Origin of the sequence: Streptomyces sp. NPDC127038, assembly GCF_042725875.1 — a bacterium.
Classification (GTDB): Bacteria; Actinomycetota; Actinomycetes; order Streptomycetales; family Streptomycetaceae; genus Streptomyces.
On record NZ_JBHXDQ010000009.1, the window covers coordinates 70,016 to 87,223 of the forward strand.

Annotated in this window: 18 protein-coding genes and 1 pseudogene; 13 read left to right on the forward strand and 6 right to left on the reverse strand. The window is 70.7% G+C overall.

Annotation, left to right across the window (positions count from 1 at the left end; genetic code table 11):
* Positions 1–218: 218 nt before the first annotated feature.
* Positions 219–314: pseudogene (locus ACFWI4_RS09640) on the forward strand (DUF2510 domain-containing protein); the annotation flags it as partial.
* Here ACFWI4_RS09640 and ACFWI4_RS09645 read toward each other — a convergent pair.
* Positions 269–859 (reverse strand): hypothetical protein, encoded by a 591-nt coding sequence (locus ACFWI4_RS09645; protein WP_387193174.1) that lies wholly within the window; start codon positions 857–859, stop codon positions 269–271. The pseudogene ACFWI4_RS09640 and the gene ACFWI4_RS09645 overlap by 46 nt on opposite strands.
* A gap of 661 nt (positions 860–1,520) precedes the next feature.
* Here ACFWI4_RS09645 and ACFWI4_RS09650 point away from each other — a divergent pair.
* Entirely contained in the window at positions 1,521–2,213 is a 693-nt protein-coding gene (locus tag ACFWI4_RS09650) for an RDD family protein (protein WP_387193148.1), read from the forward strand.
* 63 nt (positions 2,214–2,276) lie between these two features.
* A complete protein-coding gene (locus ACFWI4_RS09655; RefSeq protein WP_387192936.1) occupies positions 2,277–3,017 on the forward strand; it encodes an RDD family protein in 741 nt (246 codons plus the stop codon).
* A 222-nt stretch (positions 3,018–3,239) separates the two neighbouring features.
* On the opposite strand, the gene ACFWI4_RS09660 is transcribed toward ACFWI4_RS09655, so the two are convergent.
* Positions 3,240–3,557 (reverse strand): hypothetical protein, encoded by a 318-nt coding sequence (locus ACFWI4_RS09660; protein ID WP_387192938.1) that lies wholly within the window; start codon positions 3,555–3,557, stop codon positions 3,240–3,242.
* 439 nt (positions 3,558–3,996) lie between these two features.
* On the opposite strand from ACFWI4_RS09660, the gene ACFWI4_RS09665 reads away from it, so the two are divergent.
* Both ACFWI4_RS09665 and ACFWI4_RS09670 read left to right on the forward strand, forming a co-directional pair.
* Complete coding sequence (locus ACFWI4_RS09665; protein ID WP_387192941.1) at positions 3,997–6,351, forward strand: immune inhibitor A domain-containing protein; 2,355 nt, start codon at positions 3,997–3,999, stop codon at positions 6,349–6,351.
* A 132-nt stretch (positions 6,352–6,483) separates the two neighbouring features.
* Positions 6,484–6,819 (forward strand): hypothetical protein, encoded by a 336-nt coding sequence (locus ACFWI4_RS09670; RefSeq protein WP_385405201.1) that lies wholly within the window; start codon positions 6,484–6,486, stop codon positions 6,817–6,819.
* Positions 6,820–6,935: 116 nt separating this feature from the next.
* Here ACFWI4_RS09670 and ACFWI4_RS09675 read toward each other — a convergent pair whose 3' ends face one another.
* Together ACFWI4_RS09675 and ACFWI4_RS09680 are read right to left on the reverse strand one after the other, a co-directional pair.
* On the reverse strand, positions 6,936–7,520 hold the full coding sequence (locus ACFWI4_RS09675; protein ID WP_387192944.1) for an isochorismatase family protein: 585 nt from the start codon (positions 7,518–7,520) through the stop codon (positions 6,936–6,938).
* Positions 7,521–7,725: 205 nt separating this feature from the next.
* Positions 7,726–9,054 (reverse strand): nicotinate phosphoribosyltransferase, encoded by a 1,329-nt coding sequence (locus tag ACFWI4_RS09680; protein ID WP_387192947.1) that lies wholly within the window; start codon positions 9,052–9,054, stop codon positions 7,726–7,728.
* A gap of 119 nt (positions 9,055–9,173) precedes the next feature.
* Between ACFWI4_RS09680 and clpS the strand changes: the two genes are divergently transcribed.
* From clpS to ACFWI4_RS09715, 7 genes are all read left to right on the forward strand, one after another.
* Positions 9,174–9,491, forward strand: coding sequence for an ATP-dependent Clp protease adapter ClpS (gene clpS / locus ACFWI4_RS09685; RefSeq protein WP_355760981.1), 318 nt, complete (start codon positions 9,174–9,176; stop codon positions 9,489–9,491).
* 53 nt (positions 9,492–9,544) lie between these two features.
* Positions 9,545–10,150 (forward strand): DUF2017 domain-containing protein, encoded by a 606-nt coding sequence (locus tag ACFWI4_RS09690; protein WP_385405208.1) that lies wholly within the window; start codon positions 9,545–9,547, stop codon positions 10,148–10,150.
* 334 nt (positions 10,151–10,484) lie between these two features.
* Positions 10,485–11,936, forward strand: a complete 1,452-nt coding sequence (locus ACFWI4_RS09695; protein ID WP_387192951.1) for an amino acid permease — start codon at positions 10,485–10,487, stop codon at positions 11,934–11,936.
* Between the two features lie 110 nt (positions 11,937–12,046).
* Positions 12,047–12,469, forward strand: a complete 423-nt coding sequence (locus ACFWI4_RS09700) for a Mov34/MPN/PAD-1 family protein (RefSeq protein ID WP_387192954.1) — start codon at positions 12,047–12,049, stop codon at positions 12,467–12,469.
* 79 nt (positions 12,470–12,548) lie between these two features.
* Positions 12,549–12,650, forward strand: coding sequence for a putative leader peptide (locus tag ACFWI4_RS09705; protein WP_339129578.1), 102 nt, complete (start codon positions 12,549–12,551; stop codon positions 12,648–12,650).
* 115 nt (positions 12,651–12,765) lie between these two features.
* Positions 12,766–13,044: a MoaD/ThiS family protein gene (locus tag ACFWI4_RS09710; RefSeq protein WP_385405216.1), complete on the forward strand. Its 279-nt coding sequence runs from the start codon at positions 12,766–12,768 to the stop codon at positions 13,042–13,044.
* Positions 13,045–13,061: 17 nt separating this feature from the next.
* A complete protein-coding gene (locus tag ACFWI4_RS09715) occupies positions 13,062–14,012 on the forward strand; it encodes a PLP-dependent cysteine synthase family protein (protein WP_387192957.1) in 951 nt (316 codons plus the stop codon).
* 169 nt (positions 14,013–14,181) lie between these two features.
* Here the strand turns inward: ACFWI4_RS09715 and ACFWI4_RS09720 are convergent, their stop codons facing one another.
* Positions 14,182–14,655, reverse strand: coding sequence for a type II toxin-antitoxin system PemK/MazF family toxin (locus ACFWI4_RS09720; RefSeq protein ID WP_387192960.1), 474 nt, complete (start codon positions 14,653–14,655; stop codon positions 14,182–14,184).
* Positions 14,656–14,908: 253 nt separating this feature from the next.
* Between ACFWI4_RS09720 and ACFWI4_RS09725 the strand changes: the two genes are divergently transcribed.
* Complete coding sequence (locus tag ACFWI4_RS09725) at positions 14,909–15,661, forward strand: MBL fold metallo-hydrolase (protein ID WP_387192963.1); 753 nt, start codon at positions 14,909–14,911, stop codon at positions 15,659–15,661.
* A 113-nt stretch (positions 15,662–15,774) separates the two neighbouring features.
* Here the strand turns inward: ACFWI4_RS09725 and ACFWI4_RS09730 are convergent, their stop codons facing one another.
* On the reverse strand, positions 15,775–17,022 hold the full coding sequence (locus ACFWI4_RS09730; protein ID WP_385407732.1) for a PTS transporter subunit EIIC: 1,248 nt from the start codon (positions 17,020–17,022) through the stop codon (positions 15,775–15,777).
* Positions 17,023–17,208 lie beyond the last annotated feature (186 nt).

Genomic DNA, 17,208 nt, shown 5'->3' on the forward strand with positions numbered 1-17,208 from the left:
GCCTCGCGCCGCTGCCATTACGCGGGTTCGGGAAAATTTCCGGGCCCGCCCCGCCCTCCTCTCCGGTGCACCGCGTACAGCCTCGGGCGCCGGGCCGCGGGCCGGGGAGGAACCATGCCCCGAAGGAGTGGGTACCGCGGGACCGGCCGTGACGCGTGCGCCGGTCTGGTAGATGTGGACCTCCCACACGACCCCCGAGCAGATACGGGACGACGGACATGAGTGCCCCAACCCCGGCCCCCGGTGACGACAGGCCCCGCGAGGGGTATTACCCGGACCCCTCCATCCCTGGATACGTCCGGTACTGGAACGGCGCCGCCTGGGTGCCGGGCACGAGCCGCCCGGCGCCGTCGGCCGGCGAGGCGCTCGCCCCGCCGGCCGTGGTGCGTTCCGCGCACGTGCCCGCTCCGGCGTCGTCCCCCGAGTTCACGGCCGCCCGGGGGCAGACGGGTGTCCCCGTCACGGAGGAGACGGGGCCGCACTTCTTCGACGAGGACCCGCAGCCCCGCGCCGCCGCCGAGTCCCAGCACGGCAGCCGGCCCGAGCCCGCCGCCTCCTGGGGCGCAGACCGCTCCCGGCAGTCCGGCTTCGGCGGCGACCAGGACCGCAGGGTGTCCTGGGGCTCGCCCAGGTCCGACCCGCGTGCGGGGGAGTCCGCGGGGTCCGCTCCCGAGGCGGCGAGCCCGCCCGACGGGGCTTCGGCGAGCACGGACGGCACGGCGACGATCCCGCCGGCCGGCTCCGGCGGCACCGCGCGGCCCCCGGCGTCCGCGGGTTCCGTGGACTTCCGCCGCCCCGCGGAACCGGCCGCGTCCGAGGGACCCGAGGGCGCGTGGAGCGCGAGCGGTACGGACGGCACCAGTGGTACGAGCCGTACGGGTGAGGCGAGTTCGGGCGCGGCCGACGCCTGGAGCAGCGCCGGGACGGGGTCCGCTTCCGGCGGGTTCGGTTCCGGGACCGGGTCCGCTTCCGGGACCGGCGCAGGGACGGGGGCCGCTTCCGGGTTCGGAGCCGGTCCGGGGTCCGGCGCCGGGACCGGGTCCGCATCCGGGTTCGGAGCCGGGACTGATTCCGCTTCCGGGTTCGGGTCCGCCGTGGGCTCCGGGTCCGGGACCGGCGCCGGGGCCGCCGTGGGTGCCGGGCAGTCCGGGCCGGGGCGTCCCGTCGCGACTCCCGCCGCACCGGACCCCCTTCCCCCAGGGGGCGACACGGCGTTGCGCGCGCCCTCCCCGCGTACGGAGCGGCCCGGCGGGGGCACAGACCCGGCGAGTGCGCCGGGTGTGTCCGCCGCGCACCCGACGCCCGCGCCCGGCCCGTCCGCCGCACCCTCCGCACCAGGCTCACCCGCCGCGCCGGCCGGCGGCGGCTTCGGAACCGGCACGGCCCCTTCCGGCCCGTCCGCCACATCTCCGGCATCTCCCGCGTCCGCCGCATCCCCCGCGCCGGCCGGCACCGGCCCGGGAACGGGTACGGCCGCTCCCGCTCCTTCCGCCGCGTCCGCCGGTGACGGCCCCGGTCCCGTGGCGGCCGCGCCCGCCCCCGCCGTGCCCCAGCAGCCCGGCGGTTCCGCCCCCATGGCCTCCGGGGCCGGCGGCGGCCAGCCCTCCTGGGCGCAGCAGGTGCACCGGCTCGCGGGCGAACCGGCCGAGGACGGCGGGCGGGTGACGCCGTGGAAGCCGCCGGTCGACGACGTGTTCCAGGCCGCCGCGCGCCGCCAGGCGGCGGCCCGTCCCTCCGGTGTCGGCCGACGGCTGGCCGCCCGGCTGCTGGACACCGTCGTCGTCGCCGGTGTGACCGCCGCGGCCGCGGTGCCGCTGGGTATCAGGGCCGCCGACCACATCGACGAGAAGATCGACGCGGCCAAGCTCTCGGGCGAGAAGGTCACCGTCTGGCTCCTGGACGGCACGACCGCCTCCTGCCTCGGCGCCGTCCTCGCGATCCTGCTCGTCCTCGGCGTCCTCTACGAGGTCCTGCCCACCGCCAAGTGGGGCCGTACGCTCGGCAAGAAGCTGTGCGGCATCGAGGTGCAGGACATCGAGGGCCATGAACCGCCGGGCTTCGGGCGGGCCCTGGTCCGCTGGCTCGTCCTCACCGTGCCGTGCCTGCTGGTGGTCGGTTTCCTCGGCGTCCTGTGGGGTCTGTTCGACAAGCCCTGGGGCCAGTGCTGGCACGACAAGGCGGCCCACACCTTCGTGGCGGGGCCGGCCCGGTAATCCGGTCCCCCGTACGGCCCTTCGCCGGATGCGGAGCCGGGGGGTTCGCGGTCGACTCGGGCCATGAGCAGCGAACCGCCGCCCCCGGGCCCCGGCCGGCCACCGGACGACGACCCGTTCAAGAAGCAGCCGCCGCCAGGAGAGGGCGCGGGCTCCCCGTACGACCCGCCGCCCCCGTCCGGCGGCGGTTCCCCCTACGACCCGCCGCCCCCGCCGGCTGACCGGACGCCGCCCTACGGCAGCGAGCCGCCCCCGTTCGCCGGCGGCCCCTACGGCGAGGGCGGGGGACCGTACCAGGGTGGCGGTGACCCCTACGGCGGTGGCGGCCCGTACGGAGGCGACCCGCTCGCCGGCATGCCGCCGCTCGCGGACAGCGGGAAGCGGGTGCTGGCCAGGATCCTGGACATGATCCTGGTGGGCATCGTGGTCTGGCTGCTGTCCTGGGCGTTCGGGGTCACCGAGTACAACGTGGACTCGAACAAGATCGAGTACAGCAAGTCGCTCGGGCAGTCCCTGGTGGCCGCCGTGCTCTACGTCGCCTACGACACCGTGATGATCAGCAAGACGGGCCAGACCCTCGGCAAGCGGCTGTTCAACCACCGGGTCGCCAACCTGGACAACGGCTCGACCCCGTCCGTGCAGACCTCCCTGGTCCGCGCCCTGGTCCTGTGGATCCCGTTCGCGTTCTGCTGCGCCTGCATCTGGACGGCGATCGCGGGCGGCTGGAGCTTCTTCGACAAGCCCTACAAGCAGGGACTGCACGACAAGGCGGCCAAGACGGTGGTGGTCGACGCCACCGGCTGACGGCTCGCGCGGGACACCGCCGCGCAACGACGGCCGGACACCGCCGCGCACGACGGCCGGACACCGCCCCGCAACGGCGCGGACGGCGGCCGGGCGGCGGGGGAGCACGACGCGACGGCGGGCCCGTGGGTTCACGGGCCCGCCGTCGCGGTACGCGGCCGGGATGCCGGCGCTCCGCCGGTCCACGGGGGGACCGGGTCGCGCGGGCGTGCGCAGGAGGTCTCAGGGCCCCGCGGGTTCGCGCACCGGCTCGGGCGCCGCGGACGCGGCTGCCGACACGGAGGCGGGTACGGGGGCGGACACGGACGCGGTCTCGCGCCGCGCCGGCACTCGCTCGGGGACGACGGGCGCGGCTGCGGCCGGCGCGGGCTTCGGCAGCGGGACCGTCATGGCCACCAGCAGTCCGAGCGCGAGCGCCGAGAGGGTGATCAGCACGATCCCCAGACTCGAACTCGTCTGTGACAGCAGCAGCATGGCGAGGGTGGAGAAGATCACGGTGCAGGAACCGTAGGCGAGCTGTGCGGCGGTCGGACGAGGCATGGCAATCGTGTCCTCGGATGGGGGTTCTCCCCCCGGTGCCTCTCGCGATGGGGGAGGGTGCGGATAGATGTCGGGGGTGGGACAACGGTGTCGACGTGGCTGTCCGCCGGCTTCCGACGCTTCGCCAATCGACTCTATTCGCCTGCATGCCCGAGTGGAACGTCCGGTAAGCGTGACCTTACCCACGGTGCCGGAGCACAGGGGGCGCACGGAGTCATCACGTCCACCAAGTGGACGGGAGAGCGCGCCTGTTGACCGTTTTGGAGTCGTCCGGATACCGAACGTAGGCTCCGCATAATGCACTTGCCAGGTTCAAGTCAAGATCTGTTTTTTCTTTGGTAACTCCGGTCAAATGTCGTCACTTGAATCGCGTGGCGCGCGCGGACCTCCATGACCCGGAAACCCCCTCCGCGCGAACGTGCGCGGGGGAGGACATCAAGTGACCAACAGACCATGGACGTTCAGAGCAGCCGCGGTGGGCGTCGCCCTCGCGGCGGCCACCGCCACGTTCTCGACGTACGCCGTGGCGCAGGCCGATGCGGCCCACGCGTCACCGGTCGTGGAACGCCACGACCCCCAGCCGGTCCGGAACACGGTCGATCACGACCTGGACGGACCGCTGAGCAAGACCCAGAACGCCCAGCGCCAGGAGGCGCTGAACCAGGTCATCTCCGGCGACGCCAAGGTGCAGGACCGTCACGGTTCCAAGGTCGTCCAGCTGAAGAGCAAGAAGGGCGACTCCAAGTACGTGGAGCTCGGCCGCGAGAAGACCGACAAGATCTTCACGATCCTGGTCGAGTTCGGCGACAAGACGGACCCCAAGTTCGGTGGCACCGCCGGGCCCGCGCACAACCAGATAGCCGCGCCGGACCGTGCGAAGGACAACAGCACGGCCTGGCAGGCGGACTACAACCAGAAGCACTTCCAGAACCTCTACTTCGGCACCGGCAAGAACACCGAGTCGATGAAGAAGTTCTACGAGACGCAGTCCTCGGGCCGCTACTCGGTCGACGGCGAGGTCGCCGACTGGGTCAAGGTGCCCTACAACGAGGCGCGTTACGGCAACAACGCCTGCGGCAGCACCAACTGCCCGAGCGTGTGGAACGTCGTCAAGGACGGCGTCACGGCCTGGGTCGCCCAGCAGAAGGCGGCCGGCAAGACCGACGCGGCCATCAAGGCGGACCTGGCCCAGTTCGACCAGTGGGACCGCTACGACTACGACGGCGACGGCAACTTCAACGAGCCGGACGGCTACATCGACCACTTCCAGATCGTCCACGCCGGTGAGGACGAGTCCGCGGGCGGCGGCGCCCAGGGCAAGGACGCGATCTGGGCCCACCGTTGGTACGCCTTCGGCACCGACGCCGGCGCCACGGGCCCCGCGGACAACAAGCTCGGCGGCGCGCAGATCGGCGACTCCGGCATCTGGGTCGGCGACTACACCATCCAGCCGGAGAACGGCGGACTCGGCGTCTTCGCCCACGAGTACGGCCACGACCTCGGTCTGCCGGACCACTACGACACCGCCGGCGGCGACAACTCCACCGGTTTCTGGACCCTGATGTCCTCCGGTTCGTGGCTCGGCACCGGCAAGCAGTCCATCGGCGACCTCCCCGGCGACTTCAACGCCTGGGACAAGCTCCAGCTCGGCTGGCTGAACTACGACACCGCCAAGGCCGGCAAGCAGTCCACCCACAAGCTGGGCGTCGCCGAGTACAACACCTGGAACAAGCAGGCACTCGTCGTCGACCTGCCGGAGAAGGACGTCACGACCACGGTCGTCAACCCCGCGCAGGGCTCGTCCCAGTGGTGGAGCGGCAGCGGTGACAACCTGAAGAACACGCTGACCCGGTCCGTGGACCTCACGGGCAAGTCCTCGGCGAAGCTGACCCTCGACGGCTGGTACGACATCGAGGCGAACTACGACTACCTGTACACCGAGGTCTCGACCGACGGCGGCGCCAACTGGACCGCCCTGGACGGCACGGTGGACGGCGCCGCCATCCCGCGCGACGGCAGCGACAAGCCCGCCCTCACCGGCACGGTCGACGCGTACAAGAAGCTCGTGTACCCGCTCGACGCCTACGCGGGCAAGAAGATCGACATCCGCTTCCGCTACCAGAGCGACGGCGGCGTGGCGCTCAAGGGCTTCGCGGCCGACGAGATCAGCGTGACCGCCGACGGCACCGCGCTCTTCTCGGACAACGCCGAGACGGCCGACCCCGCTTGGACCGCCGCCGGCTTCTCGCGCATCGGCTCCTCGTTCACCAAGGCCTACGCGCAGTACTACATCGCGGAGAACCGCCAGTACGTCTCGTACGACAAGACCCTCAAGGTCGGCCCGTACAACTTCGGCTTCTCCACGACCCGTCCGGACTGGGTGGAGCACTACCCGTACCAGACCGGTCTGTTGATCTGGAAGTGGGACACCTCGCAGGCCGACAACAACACCAGTCAGCACCCGGGTGTCGGCCTCGCGCTTCCGGTCGACTCGCACCCGAAGGCCCTGTGGTGGGACAACGGCACGCTGATGCGCAACCGCATCCAGGCCTACGACTCCCCGTTCAGCCTGTACCGCACGAGCGGCATCACGCTGCACAGCGCCGACGTCGCCACGAAGATCCCGTCGTCGAAGGGCGTGTCGGTCTTCAACGACCACACGAGCGACTACTACGACAACCGGAACCCGACCGGCGGCGTCAAGGTCACTGACACCAACACCAAGATCGAGATCGTCAAGCAGGCCAAGGATGGCTCGACGATCTCCCTCAAGGTCGGCCCCGCAGTGAAGTAATCGGTATTTGCGCAGGTCAGAAGCGTATCGGCGGCAACCCCTGGCGGGTTGCCGCCGATCGTGTTTAGGTGCGTCCTGTGCCCGGCTTATTGACACCGACATCGACATCGACTCACACGGGGGTGTGACCGCATGGCCGCAGGAGGCTTCTCCAGACTGCCCAACGGCAGCGTCGTCGTGGCGCTGAACCTGCCCAGTCCGGCAGGTGGGGCGGGCGGCTGCGTGCGGTTCCTGGTCCTCGCCCCGAACCGGGCCCGTGCCCTGACCCGGCTGCGCAACCTGGGGTTGCGTGCCGTCTATCTGCGGGGCAACGCGGCCCCGCCGACCCCCGACGAGATCACCGCCGTCCTGCACCATCCCGACGGGCTCATATGGCGCACGGCGCCCGAGAGCGGCTGCACCGAGCTCTCCCAGGAGCTCTGGCACCCGGCCAGAACCCTCCTCAGACGCCCGGCACCCCAGCCGTGACGCCGTCTCCGGCCGTGACGTGCCCCCGGGCTGTCACGTGGTCCGGGCCGTCTCCTGTCCCGGGCCGCGACAGGCCGTGACGGTCCACGGCGGGCCACGGCGGCTCCGGAAGGGCCCTAGACCACGGGCTTGCCCGTGAGCTCGATCCCGGCGGCGCGCATCTCCTCCAGCGCCCGCTGGGTCGTCTCCTCCGCCACTCCCGCGGTCAGGTCCAGCAGGACGGTCGTGCGGAAGCCCTGCCGGGCCGCGTCCAGGGCCGTGGCCTTCACGCAGTGGTCGGTCGCGATGCCGACGACGTCCACCTCGCCGATCCCGCGGGCCCGCAGCCAGTCGCCGAGGGCCATCCCGTTCTCGTCGGCGCCCTCGAAGCCGCTGTAGGCCGCCGCGTAGGCGCCCTTGTCGAAGACCGTGTCGATCGCGCCGGAGGCGACGGCCGGGGCGAAGTTCGGGTGGAAGCCCACCCCCTCGGTGCCGGCCACGCAGTGCGCGGGCCAGGAGTGCACGTAGTCGGGGTTGTCGGCGAAGTGGCCCCCGGGGGCGATGTGGAGGTCACGGGTGGCGACCACGTGCCGGTATCCGGCGGGAGCCTGCCCGATCAGCTCCGTGACGGCGGCGGCCACGTCGGCGCCGCCGGCCACCGCGAGGCTGCCTCCCTCGCAGAAGTCGTTCTGCACGTCTACGACGATCAAGGCGCGGCGCATGGGCTGTGTCCTTCGGCTATGGGTGCGGCAGACAAGGGTGCGGGCCCGGCCGTTGAACTTCCGAGCCTAGAGAATTCCGGGGCGGTGCGGGAGGGGGTATTCGGCTTCGCGGCCCGCTCGGGCACGCTGCCGTTGCATTCCCGCTCACCGAGGGTTCATGCGCGGTGCCACTCCGGTACCGCCCGCACCATCCGCCCCGGACGCCTCAGACGTATTCGGTGGGGATCACCGGTTCGCCGCGCGAGAGCTGCGTCGCCGACAGCGGCAGCCGGGCGCGGGCCTCCGCGTGCCGGTCCCGTACGACGTCGAGCGGTTCGCGGGCCAGGACCTGTCCGCCCTTGACCAGCTGGACCAGGAGCTGCTGGTCGGAGAGTTCCGCGGGCACCGGTCCGACGCCGATGACCTCGGCCTCCGCGACCCCCTGGCCGTCCAGGCGGCGCGCGGCCCACTTGCGGCCGCCGACGGACGTCTTGCCGCCCGTGGACTTCTTGGCCACCGGCACCAGCGGCGCCTTCGGGTCGGCCGACTCGGCACGGGCGACCAGTTTGTAGACCATCGAGCACGTCGGATGGCCGGATCCCGTCACCAGCTGGGTGCCGACGCCGTACGCGTCCACGGGCGCCGCGGCGAGCGAGGCGATGGCGTACTCGTCGAGGTCCGAGGTCACGACGATCTTCGTGCCGGTCGCGCCCAGCTCGTCCAGCTGCCGGCGCACCCGGTGGGCGACGAGCAGCAGGTCGCCGGAGTCGATGCGCACCGCGCCGAGTCCGGGCCCGGCGACCTCGACGGCCGTGCGGACCGCCTCGGCGACGTCGTAGGTGTCCACGAGCAGGGTGGTGCCGCGGCCCAGCGAGTCCACCTGGGCCCGGAAGGCGTCCCGCTCGTGGTCGTGCAGGAGCGTGAAGGCGTGCGCGGAGGTGCCCACGGTCGGGATGCCGTAACGGAAACCGGCGGCCAGGTCGGAGGTGCTGGTGAACCCGCCGATGTACGCGGCGCGCGAGGCGGCCACGGCGGCCAGCTCGTGGGTGCGCCGGGCGCCCATCTCGATCAGCGGCCGGTCGCCCGCGGCGGAGGCCATGCGGGAGGCGGCCGCCGCGATGGCGGAGTCGTGGTTGAGGACCGAGAGGATCACCGTCTCCAGGAGCACGCACTCCGCGAAGCTGCCCTCGACCCGCAGGACGGGCGAGCCCGGGAAGTACACCTCGCCCTCGGGGTAGCCCCAGATGTCCCCGCCGAAGCGGTAGGAGGCGAGCCACTCGAGGGTCGGCTCGTCCACGATCCCGCGCTCGCGCAGGAAGCCGAGGAGGTCCGGGTCGAAGCGGAAGTTCTCGACGGCGTCCAGGACGCGTCCGGTGCCCGCGAGAACCCCGTAGCGCCGTCCTTCGGGCAGCCGGCGGGTGAAGACCTCGAAGACCGAGCGCCGCCCGGCGGTCCCGGCCGCGAGCGCGGCTTGCAGCATCGTCAGCTCGTACTGGTCCGTGAAGAGCGCCGTAGACGGAACATCCACCGGCAGCCCAAGGTCCGCTGTGTTCATGGCAGGGATCGTACCCCCATCTCGTCAGTTTGACGATTTCTGTTTCCTGGTCGGCGATTCCCGTGGTGGCGGCCCGTTCCCGGGGTCCGTTTATGCGGGTGACCCCCTCTGGTGGGAGCATGGGCGGTGTGACGGCTCCCGCACCTCTAGAGATCGAGAAGACCGAGTCGGCGGAGGAGGTCTTCGCCGTACCCGAGCCGGACGTCCCCTGGGTCACGATCGTCCACAACGACCCGGTCAACCTCATGAGCTATGTGACGTATGTCTTCCAGACGTACTTCGGCTACTCCAAGGACAAGGCCACCAAGCTGATGATGGACGTCCATCACAAGGGCCGGGCCGTCGTCTCCAGCGGCACGCGCGAGGAGATGGAACGCGACGTGCAGGCCATGCACGGCTACGGTCTGTGGGCGACCCTTCAGCAGGACCGGAAGTAGCCGGCCCCCTGTCAACCGACCGCCCGCAGGACCGGAAGTAGCGAACTCACTCCATGCCCGGACACTTCGAACCGCTCCCCGGCGGCGGCGCGGCCGTCGCGCTCGACGAGGTCGAGATCTCCATCATCCGCACCCTCGCCGTCCAGCTCCTGGAACTCATCGGTCCCGGCCCCGCGGAGAACGCCTCCGCCGACCCGCTCGCCGAGCTGTTCGCCGAGGGCCCCAGCGAGCCGCCGAGCGACCCGGTCCTCAGGCGTCTGTTCCCCGACGCCTACAGCGGACCCGGCGTCGAGGCCGACACGCCCGAGCAGGCCGACGAGCAGCAGGCCCACTCCGCCGAGTTCCGCCGCTTCACCGAGAACGACCTGCGCGCCGGCAAGCGCGAGAACGCCCTCACGGTGATCCGCTCGCTCGACGCGCTGACACCCGGCGGCGACGGCGGAGCGGTCCTGGAACTGACCCCCGCCCAGTCCGGGCAGTGGCTCCGCGCCCTCAACGACCTTCGTCTGGCGATCGGTTCACGGCTCGACGTCGTCGACGAGGAGGACACCGAGCTCCTCTACCGCCTCCCCGACGAGGACCCGCGCAAGCCGATGGTGATGGCGTACCTCTGGCTGGGCGGCCTCCAGGAGACGCTGGTCACCACGCTGCTGCCCTGACCCGCGGGAGGCGGACGACAGGGCCCGCGGTCGCTCAGCGGACGCTCAAATCCGGATAACGATCACGTCACCGTAACCGCGTCCTTTGGGGCGCGGTTCATCGTTTTGTCCGGTTCTTCCTGTGGTCTGCGCAACACCGGCCTTCCCCGATCAGCGCCGCCACCGTGATAAATCTTCACGACCGCCCGGCAGGACACCACCCATGTCCCGCCGGGTGCGCCACCGAGCCGGCGGACCGCCGGCCAGGCACAAGCTCCACCTGTCCGGGGGGATCGGAAGCCGATTCGAAGCCGTGGGACCGGCTCGGACCGGTTTGGAGAAAGGCGCACCAGACATGACCTCATCGCAGGTCGGCAAGATCCACGACGGCAGTGAGGCCGTGGGCGGCGACGCCCCCGAAGAGGGGTACGAGCGCGGGCTCGGCAGCCGTCAGGTCCAGATGATCGCGATCGGCGGCGCCATCGGCGTCGGCCTCTTCCTGGGAGCCGGGGCGAACATCGCCAAGGCCGGACCCAGCCTGATCGTGATGTACGCCCTCGCCGGCGTGATCATCTTCTTCATCATGCGGGCGCTCGGCGAGCTCCTGCTCTACCGCCCGGTCTCGGGCTCCTTCGCCGAGTACTCCCGCGAGTTCCTCGGCCCGTTCTTCGGCTACTTCACCGGCTGGACGTACTGGCTGATGTGGGTGGTCACCGGCATGGCCGAGCTCACGGCCGCCGCCATCTACGTCCACTACTGGTTCCCGGCCATCCACCAATGGGTGACCGCGCTGGTCTTCCTGGTCGTCCTGTTCGTGGCGAACCTGATCTCGGTGAAGCTCTTCGGCGAGATCGAGTTCTGGTTCTCGATGGTCAAGGTCACCGCCCTGCTCGGCATGATCATCATCGGCATCGGCGTGCTGACCTTCGGCTTCAGCTCCGCCGGTGACACCGCCTCCGTCAGCAACCTGTGGCAGTTCGACGGCTTCTTCCCCAACGGCATCGGCTCGTCCCTGATGACCCTCCAGGGCGTCATGTTCGCCTACCTCGCCGTCGAGCTCGTCGGCGTCACCGCGGGCGAGTCCGAGGACCCGGAGAAGACCCTCCCGAAGGCCATCAACACCCTTCCGTGGCGCATCGCCCTCTTCTACGTCGGTGCCCTCACGGTCATCCTCTGCGTCGTGAAGTGGACGGAGTTCGCGCCGGGCGTGAGCCCGTTCGTCGCGGCCTTCGCGAAGATCGGCATCCCGGCCGGCGCCGGCATCGTCAACTTCGTGGTCCTCACCGCCGCCCTCTCCTCCTGCAACTCGGGCATGTACTCCACGGGCCGCATGCTGCGGAACCTGGCCGAGAGCGGCGAGGCCCCCAAGGTCTTCAGCAGGCTGTCGGCCAGCAAGACGCCCGCGTTCGGCGTCACCGTCTCCGTGCTGTTCATGGGCATCGGCGTGGTCCTCAACTACGTCGCCCCCGGGAAGGCCTTCGGCTACGTCACCTCGGTGGCCACCGCGGCCGGCATCTGGACCTGGCTGATGATCCTGGTCAGCCACATCCTCTACCGCCGCGCGGTCGACGCGGGCCGGCTCCCGGCCTCGTCCTTCCCCGCCCCGGGCGGCGCCAAGTGCAGCTACGTCGCCGTCGCGTTCCTGCTGTTCGTCACCGGCCTGATCGCCTACGACGCCGACTCCCGCATCTGCCTGTACGTGATGGCCGTCTGGGCCGCCGCCCTGGCCGTCGGCTGGGCGGTCCTCAAGGCACGCAACCCCCAGGTCACCCAGCGCCGCGAGCCGGAGCTCGAAAAGGTCGGCTGACCGCCACCACGGACGCCCGGCCGTCGGGCCACCGCTCAGGACGTCCGGCATACGGGCCGTCCCGTACCACTCCTCGGTACGGGACGGCCCTTCTGTCTATCCTGACCAGCATGCTGACCATCACCGAGGCCCTGTTCGACCAGATCGTCGCCCACGCTCGCCAGGACCACCCCGACGAGGCCTGCGGCGTCGTCGCCGGGCCCGCCGGCACCGGCCGCCCCGAACGCTTCATCCCGATGCTCAACGCGGCCCGCTCGCCCACGTTCTACGAGTTCGACTCCGGCGATCTGCTCAAGCTCTACCGCGAGATGGACGACCGCGACGAGGAACCCGTCGTCATCTACCACTCGCACACCGCGACCGAGGCATACCCCTCCCGCACCGACCTCGCCTACGCCAACGAGCCCGAGGCGCACTACGTCCTGGTCTCCACGGCGGACACCGACGACGCCGGTCCCTTCCAGTTCCGCTCCTACCGGATCGTGGACGGGGAGGTCACGGAGGAGGAGGTCAAGGTCGTGGAGAGCTACTGATCTCACCCATCGGCCGAAAAGCGTCCGGAATGCGAGATCACACTCCGGGGGCCGTACCGGGAATCGATACGATGAGCCCATGGTTCTGAACGACGTGAGCGACAAGACGCCGGGCATGCTGCTCGTGGCGCGGCTGCACGTCGACCTCTGTAGGTTGCAGAGCGCCATCTGTACGCACTGACCTGCCGCCGTCGTACGGCCGGAGAGCCGCGGCTCCGCAACCCGCGTACCCCTTCCCCGCCCGCGCCGCCGCGCGTCTTCCGACCTGACACACCTTCCGACAGGAGCCCGCAACCATGGCCATCGAGGTCCGCATCCCCACCATCCTCCGCACCTACACCGACGGCGAGAAGGCCGTCCAGGGCGGCGGAGCGACCCTCGCCGAGCTGTTCACCGACCTCGACACCCGTCACACGGGCATCCGGGCCCGGATCGTCGACGGCGGCGAGCTGCGCCGCTTCGTGAACGTCTACCTCAACGACGAGGACGTCCGCTTCCTCGACGGCATCAACACCAAGCTGACCGACGGCGACAGCGTCACCATCCTGCCGGCCGTCGCCGGCGGCATGGCCTGATCGGGCCCTGGTCTCCGATGCGCTACGACTCCCCGCTCGCCGCGGTGGGCAACACCCCCCTGGTGCGCCTGCCGCGGCTGTCGCCGTCCGCGGACGTCCGAATCTGGGCGAAACTGGAGGACCGCAACCCGACCGGCTCCGTCAAGGACCGGCCGGCCCTCCACATGATCGAGCAGGCGGAGAAGGACGGCAGGCTCACCCCGGGCTGCACGATCCTGGAGCCGACCAGCGGCAACACCGGCATCTCCCTGGCCATGGCGGCGAAGCTCAAGGGCTACCGCATGGTCTGCGTCATGCCCGAGAACACCTCGCAGGAACGCCGTGACCTGCTCGGCATGTGGGGCGCCGAGATCGTTCCCAGCCCGGCCGCCGGCGGTTCCAACACCGCCGTGCGCGTCGCCAAGGAACTCTCCGCCCAGCATCCGGACTGGGTGATGCTCTACCAGTACGGCAACCCCGACAACGCCGGCGCCCACTACGCCACGACGGGCCCGGAGATCCTCGCCGACCTCCCGTCCATCACGCACTTCGTGGCGGGCCTCGGCACCACCGGCACCCTCATGGGCGTCGGCCGCTACCTGCGCGAACACAAGCCGGACGTCAGGATCGTCGCCGCGGAGCCCCGTTACGACGACCTGGTGTACGGCCTGCGCAACCTCGACGAGGGCTTCGTACCGGAGCTGTACGACGCCTCCGTCCTCACCACCCGCTTCTCCGTCGGCTCGGCGGACGCGGTCACCCGCACCCGTGAACTCCTCCAGCAGGAGGGCATCTTCGCGGGCGTCTCCACCGGAGCCGCGCTGCACGCGGCGATCGGCGTCGGCAACAAGGCCGTCAAGGCGGGAGAGACGGCCGACATCGCCTTCGTGGTCGCGGACGGCGGCTGGAAGTACCTGTCGACGGGCGTCTACACCGCGGCGACGACGGAAGCGGCCATCGAGACACTCCAGGGCCAGCTCTGGGCCTAGCCGCGGACTGTGTTCACCGAGGGGCGGGGGGGGGGGGGCCCCGACGGCCCCCCCCCCCCCCCCGCGCCCCTCGGCGTTTCCGTCGGCCCCGGGGGAGCGGCTCGGCGTGCCGGACGGCCGGCCCCGGGGGAGCGGCTCAGTGTGCCGGCGGTCGGCCCGAGGGAGCGGCTCAGCGGGCCAGGTATCTGACCTGGTCCCACAACACCGGGTCCACCACACCGACCCGCCGCCGGAAGTCGCCGACCGGCACCTCGCGCAGCTCGTCCGTCTCCAGGAAGCTCGGCCGCCCCTGGGCGTCCCCCACCGCACCCGGAGGCAGCGGGATCACCCCGGGCCGCTCGTCGTGGTACTTGCTGGTGATCTTCGCGACGGTCACCCGCTTCCCGCGCACCACCAGCACCAGACACGGCCGGTCCTTGGCGCCGGGACCGTCCTCGTACGGCACGTTCGCCCACCAGATCTCCGCCGCCCGCGGCAACGGCCCGCCGCGCCCGCGCGCGGCCCGGCGCGGTCCCCGGCCCCGGCCCGGCGGACGCGTCCGCCCGGCCGGCCGGCGCCCGCGGCGCCCCCAGCCGTCCACCAGCGTCGCGACCAGCGCGAGCAGAACCACCGCCGCCAACGCGATCCACCAGGACGTGTCCACAGCACAGAAGGTACCGGCGCGCGCGTACCCCCGCCCGCCCTGCGACGCACCCCGGCGTTCCCGGAACGCTGTCCGAACTGATCCAAACGCCGACCCGCAGGTCCATCCGAACCGGTGACAGCACAGGTGAGTTCGCCCACAACAGCCCCTGGCGGAGGAGCGACCGGCCCTTTTGCGCCTTACGCTCGACGGACCGCACGACCCCCGTCTCCCACCTTCCCAGCCGTTACCCGCCAGCGGAGGTTTCTGCTTTATGAAGCTCACCGTCGTCGGCTGCTCGGGGTCGTTCCCGTCCGCGGAATCGGCCTGCTCGAGCTACCTCGTAGAGGCCGACGGCTTCCGGCTGCTCCTCGACCTGGGCAACGGTGCCCTGGGAGAGCTGCAGCGCCACTGCGGTCTCTACGACCTCGACGCGATCTTCCTGAGTCATCTGCACGCCGACCACTGCATCGACATGTGCGCCTACTTCGTCGCGCGCTACTACCGGCACGACGGAGGCCGCTGCGCCCCGCTGCCGGTCTACGGCCCCGAGGGAACCGAGCACCGTCTCACCACGGCCTACGCCGACACCCCCACCGCCTCGTCCATGAGCGAGGTCTTCGACTTCCACACGGTCAAGCCGTCCACCTTCGAGGTCGGCCCGTTCACCGTGCACACCGAACGGGTGGCGCACCCGGTGGAGGCGTACGGCATCCGGGTGGAGCACGGGGGACGGTCGTTGACGTACTCCGGCGACACCGGGGCGACCGAGGTCCTGGACGAACTCGCCCGTGACACGGACCTGTTCCTGTGCGAGGCCGCGTTCACCCACGGCAAGGAGAACATCCCCGGCCTGCACCTCAACGGTCTGGAGGCCGGCGAGACCGCCGCCCGCGCGGGCGCCCGCCGTCTGGTCCTCACCCACATCCCCCCGTGGACGGACGCCGCCACCAACCTGAGGGACGCCCGATCGGCGTACCCGGGCCCGGTGGAACTGGCGGCACCCGGGGCGACGTACGAGATCTGACCGGCCGCGCCGCACGGCCGAAGGACCGTCGACACGGCCCGGGGACCCCGGAACCGGCGAAGGCCCCCGGAACCAGACGGTTCCGGGGGCCTTCGGCTGTCGGGAGGGACGGCTCACGCCTTGGTGAGGTCCTCGATCTCCTCCTCGGGCTCACGGCCCGGGGTGGGGAGGTTGAACTTGGTGATCGCGAAGCGGAACACCACGTAGTAGATCGCGGCGAACACCAGACCGATCGGGATGATCAGCCAGGGCTTGGTGGCCAGGTTCCAGTTGAGCGCGTAGTCGATGAAGCCCGCGGAGAACGTGAAGCCCGCGTGGACACCGAGCGCCCAGGTGACCGCCAGGGACAGGGCCGTCAGCACCGCGTGGATCGCGTACAGCAGCGGGGCGATGAACATGAACGAGAACTCGATCGGCTCGGTCACACCCGTCACGAACGAGGTCAGCGCCAGCGAGATCATCATGCCCATCACGGCCTTGCGGCGCTCGGGGCGGGCGGAGTGCGCGATGGCGATCGCGGCGGCCGGCAGACCGAACATCATGATCGGGAAGAAGCCCGACATGAACATTCCGGCGCTCGGGTCACCGGCGAAGAACCGGTTGAGGTCACCGTGGACGACGACGCCGGCGGAGTTCTTGAAGTCGCCGATCTGGAACCAGGACACGGCGTTCACGAACTGGTGCATGCCGACCGGGATGAGCGCGCGGTTGATGAGACCGAACAGACCCGCGCCGACCGTGCCGAGACCGGTGATCCACTCACCGAAGTTGGAGATGCCGGTGCCGATCGGCTCCCAGACCAGGCCGAAGAAGACACCCATGGCCGTGCCGACGAACGCCATGATGATCGGCACCAGGCGACGGCCGTTGAAGAAGCCGAGCCAGTCCACCAGCTTCTTGCGGTGGAAGCGCTGCCACAGCACGGCGGACAGCAGACCCATGATGATGCCGCCGAGGACACCGGGGTTGTTGTAGGTCGCCGCTATGTCGGCGCCCTTCTGGATCTTCGCCTCGGTGACCGGGAAGGCCTTGAGCACGTTGCTGTAGACCAGGAAGCCGACCAGCGCGGCGAGGGCGGTGGAGCCGTCCGCCTTCTTGGCGAAGCCGATCGCGACACCGATGCAGAACAGCATCGGCAGGTTGTCGAAGATCGCGCCGCCGGCGGTGGCGAACACCTCCGTGACCTTGTCGGGCAGGTGCAGCTTCTGCGCGATGTCCGGCACTCCCAGACGCAGCAGGATGCCCGCCGCCGGAAGCACGGCGATCGGCAGCTGAAGGCTGCGGCCGATCTTCTGCAGGCCCTGGAACAGGCCGGATCCCCGCTTCTTCGCGGGTGCCGCCGAGACGGTGGCGGTGCTCATAGTTCCTCCATGCGCTGGGCGCTGCCCGGGGGACGGAAAGGGGTACGACGGGGTTCGGCAGCGACCGTGTGGTCTACACCACCAGTGGTGTAGACCTGTTGTAGCACGGTGAAGGCTGGATAAGGAAGGTGCCAATTTTGTGGGCCGGGTCATAACCGGAAGAGAAGATTCCGTTCATGCCGAAGG

What these genes read in the sequence shown, in the direction of transcription:
- ACFWI4_RS09655 (WP_387192936.1), top strand. Translation starts at nt 2,277, where the DNA reads ATGAGCAGCGAACCGCCGCCCCCGGGCCCCGGCCGGCCACCGGACGAC.
- ACFWI4_RS09660 (WP_387192938.1), bottom strand. Translation starts at nt 3,557, where the DNA reads ATGCCTCGTCCGACCGCCGCACAGCTCGCCTACGGTTCCTGCACCGTG.
- ACFWI4_RS09670 (WP_385405201.1), top strand. Translation starts at nt 6,484, where the DNA reads ATGGCCGCAGGAGGCTTCTCCAGACTGCCCAACGGCAGCGTCGTCGTG.
- ACFWI4_RS09675 (WP_387192944.1), bottom strand. Translation starts at nt 7,520, where the DNA reads ATGCGCCGCGCCTTGATCGTCGTAGACGTGCAGAACGACTTCTGCGAG.
- ACFWI4_RS09680 (WP_387192947.1), bottom strand. Translation starts at nt 9,054, where the DNA reads ATGAACACAGCGGACCTTGGGCTGCCGGTGGATGTTCCGTCTACGGCG.
- clpS (WP_355760981.1), top strand. Translation starts at nt 9,174, where the DNA reads ATGGGCGGTGTGACGGCTCCCGCACCTCTAGAGATCGAGAAGACCGAG.
- ACFWI4_RS09690 (WP_385405208.1), top strand. Translation starts at nt 9,545, where the DNA reads ATGCCCGGACACTTCGAACCGCTCCCCGGCGGCGGCGCGGCCGTCGCG.
- ACFWI4_RS09695 (WP_387192951.1), top strand. Translation starts at nt 10,485, where the DNA reads ATGACCTCATCGCAGGTCGGCAAGATCCACGACGGCAGTGAGGCCGTG.
- ACFWI4_RS09700 (WP_387192954.1), top strand. Translation starts at nt 12,047, where the DNA reads ATGCTGACCATCACCGAGGCCCTGTTCGACCAGATCGTCGCCCACGCT.
- ACFWI4_RS09705 (WP_339129578.1), top strand. Translation starts at nt 12,549, where the DNA reads ATGGTTCTGAACGACGTGAGCGACAAGACGCCGGGCATGCTGCTCGTG.
- ACFWI4_RS09710 (WP_385405216.1), top strand. Translation starts at nt 12,766, where the DNA reads ATGGCCATCGAGGTCCGCATCCCCACCATCCTCCGCACCTACACCGAC.
- ACFWI4_RS09715 (WP_387192957.1), top strand. Translation starts at nt 13,062, where the DNA reads ATGCGCTACGACTCCCCGCTCGCCGCGGTGGGCAACACCCCCCTGGTG.
- ACFWI4_RS09725 (WP_387192963.1), top strand. Translation starts at nt 14,909, where the DNA reads ATGAAGCTCACCGTCGTCGGCTGCTCGGGGTCGTTCCCGTCCGCGGAA.
- ACFWI4_RS09730 (WP_385407732.1), bottom strand. Translation starts at nt 17,022, where the DNA reads ATGAGCACCGCCACCGTCTCGGCGGCACCCGCGAAGAAGCGGGGATCC.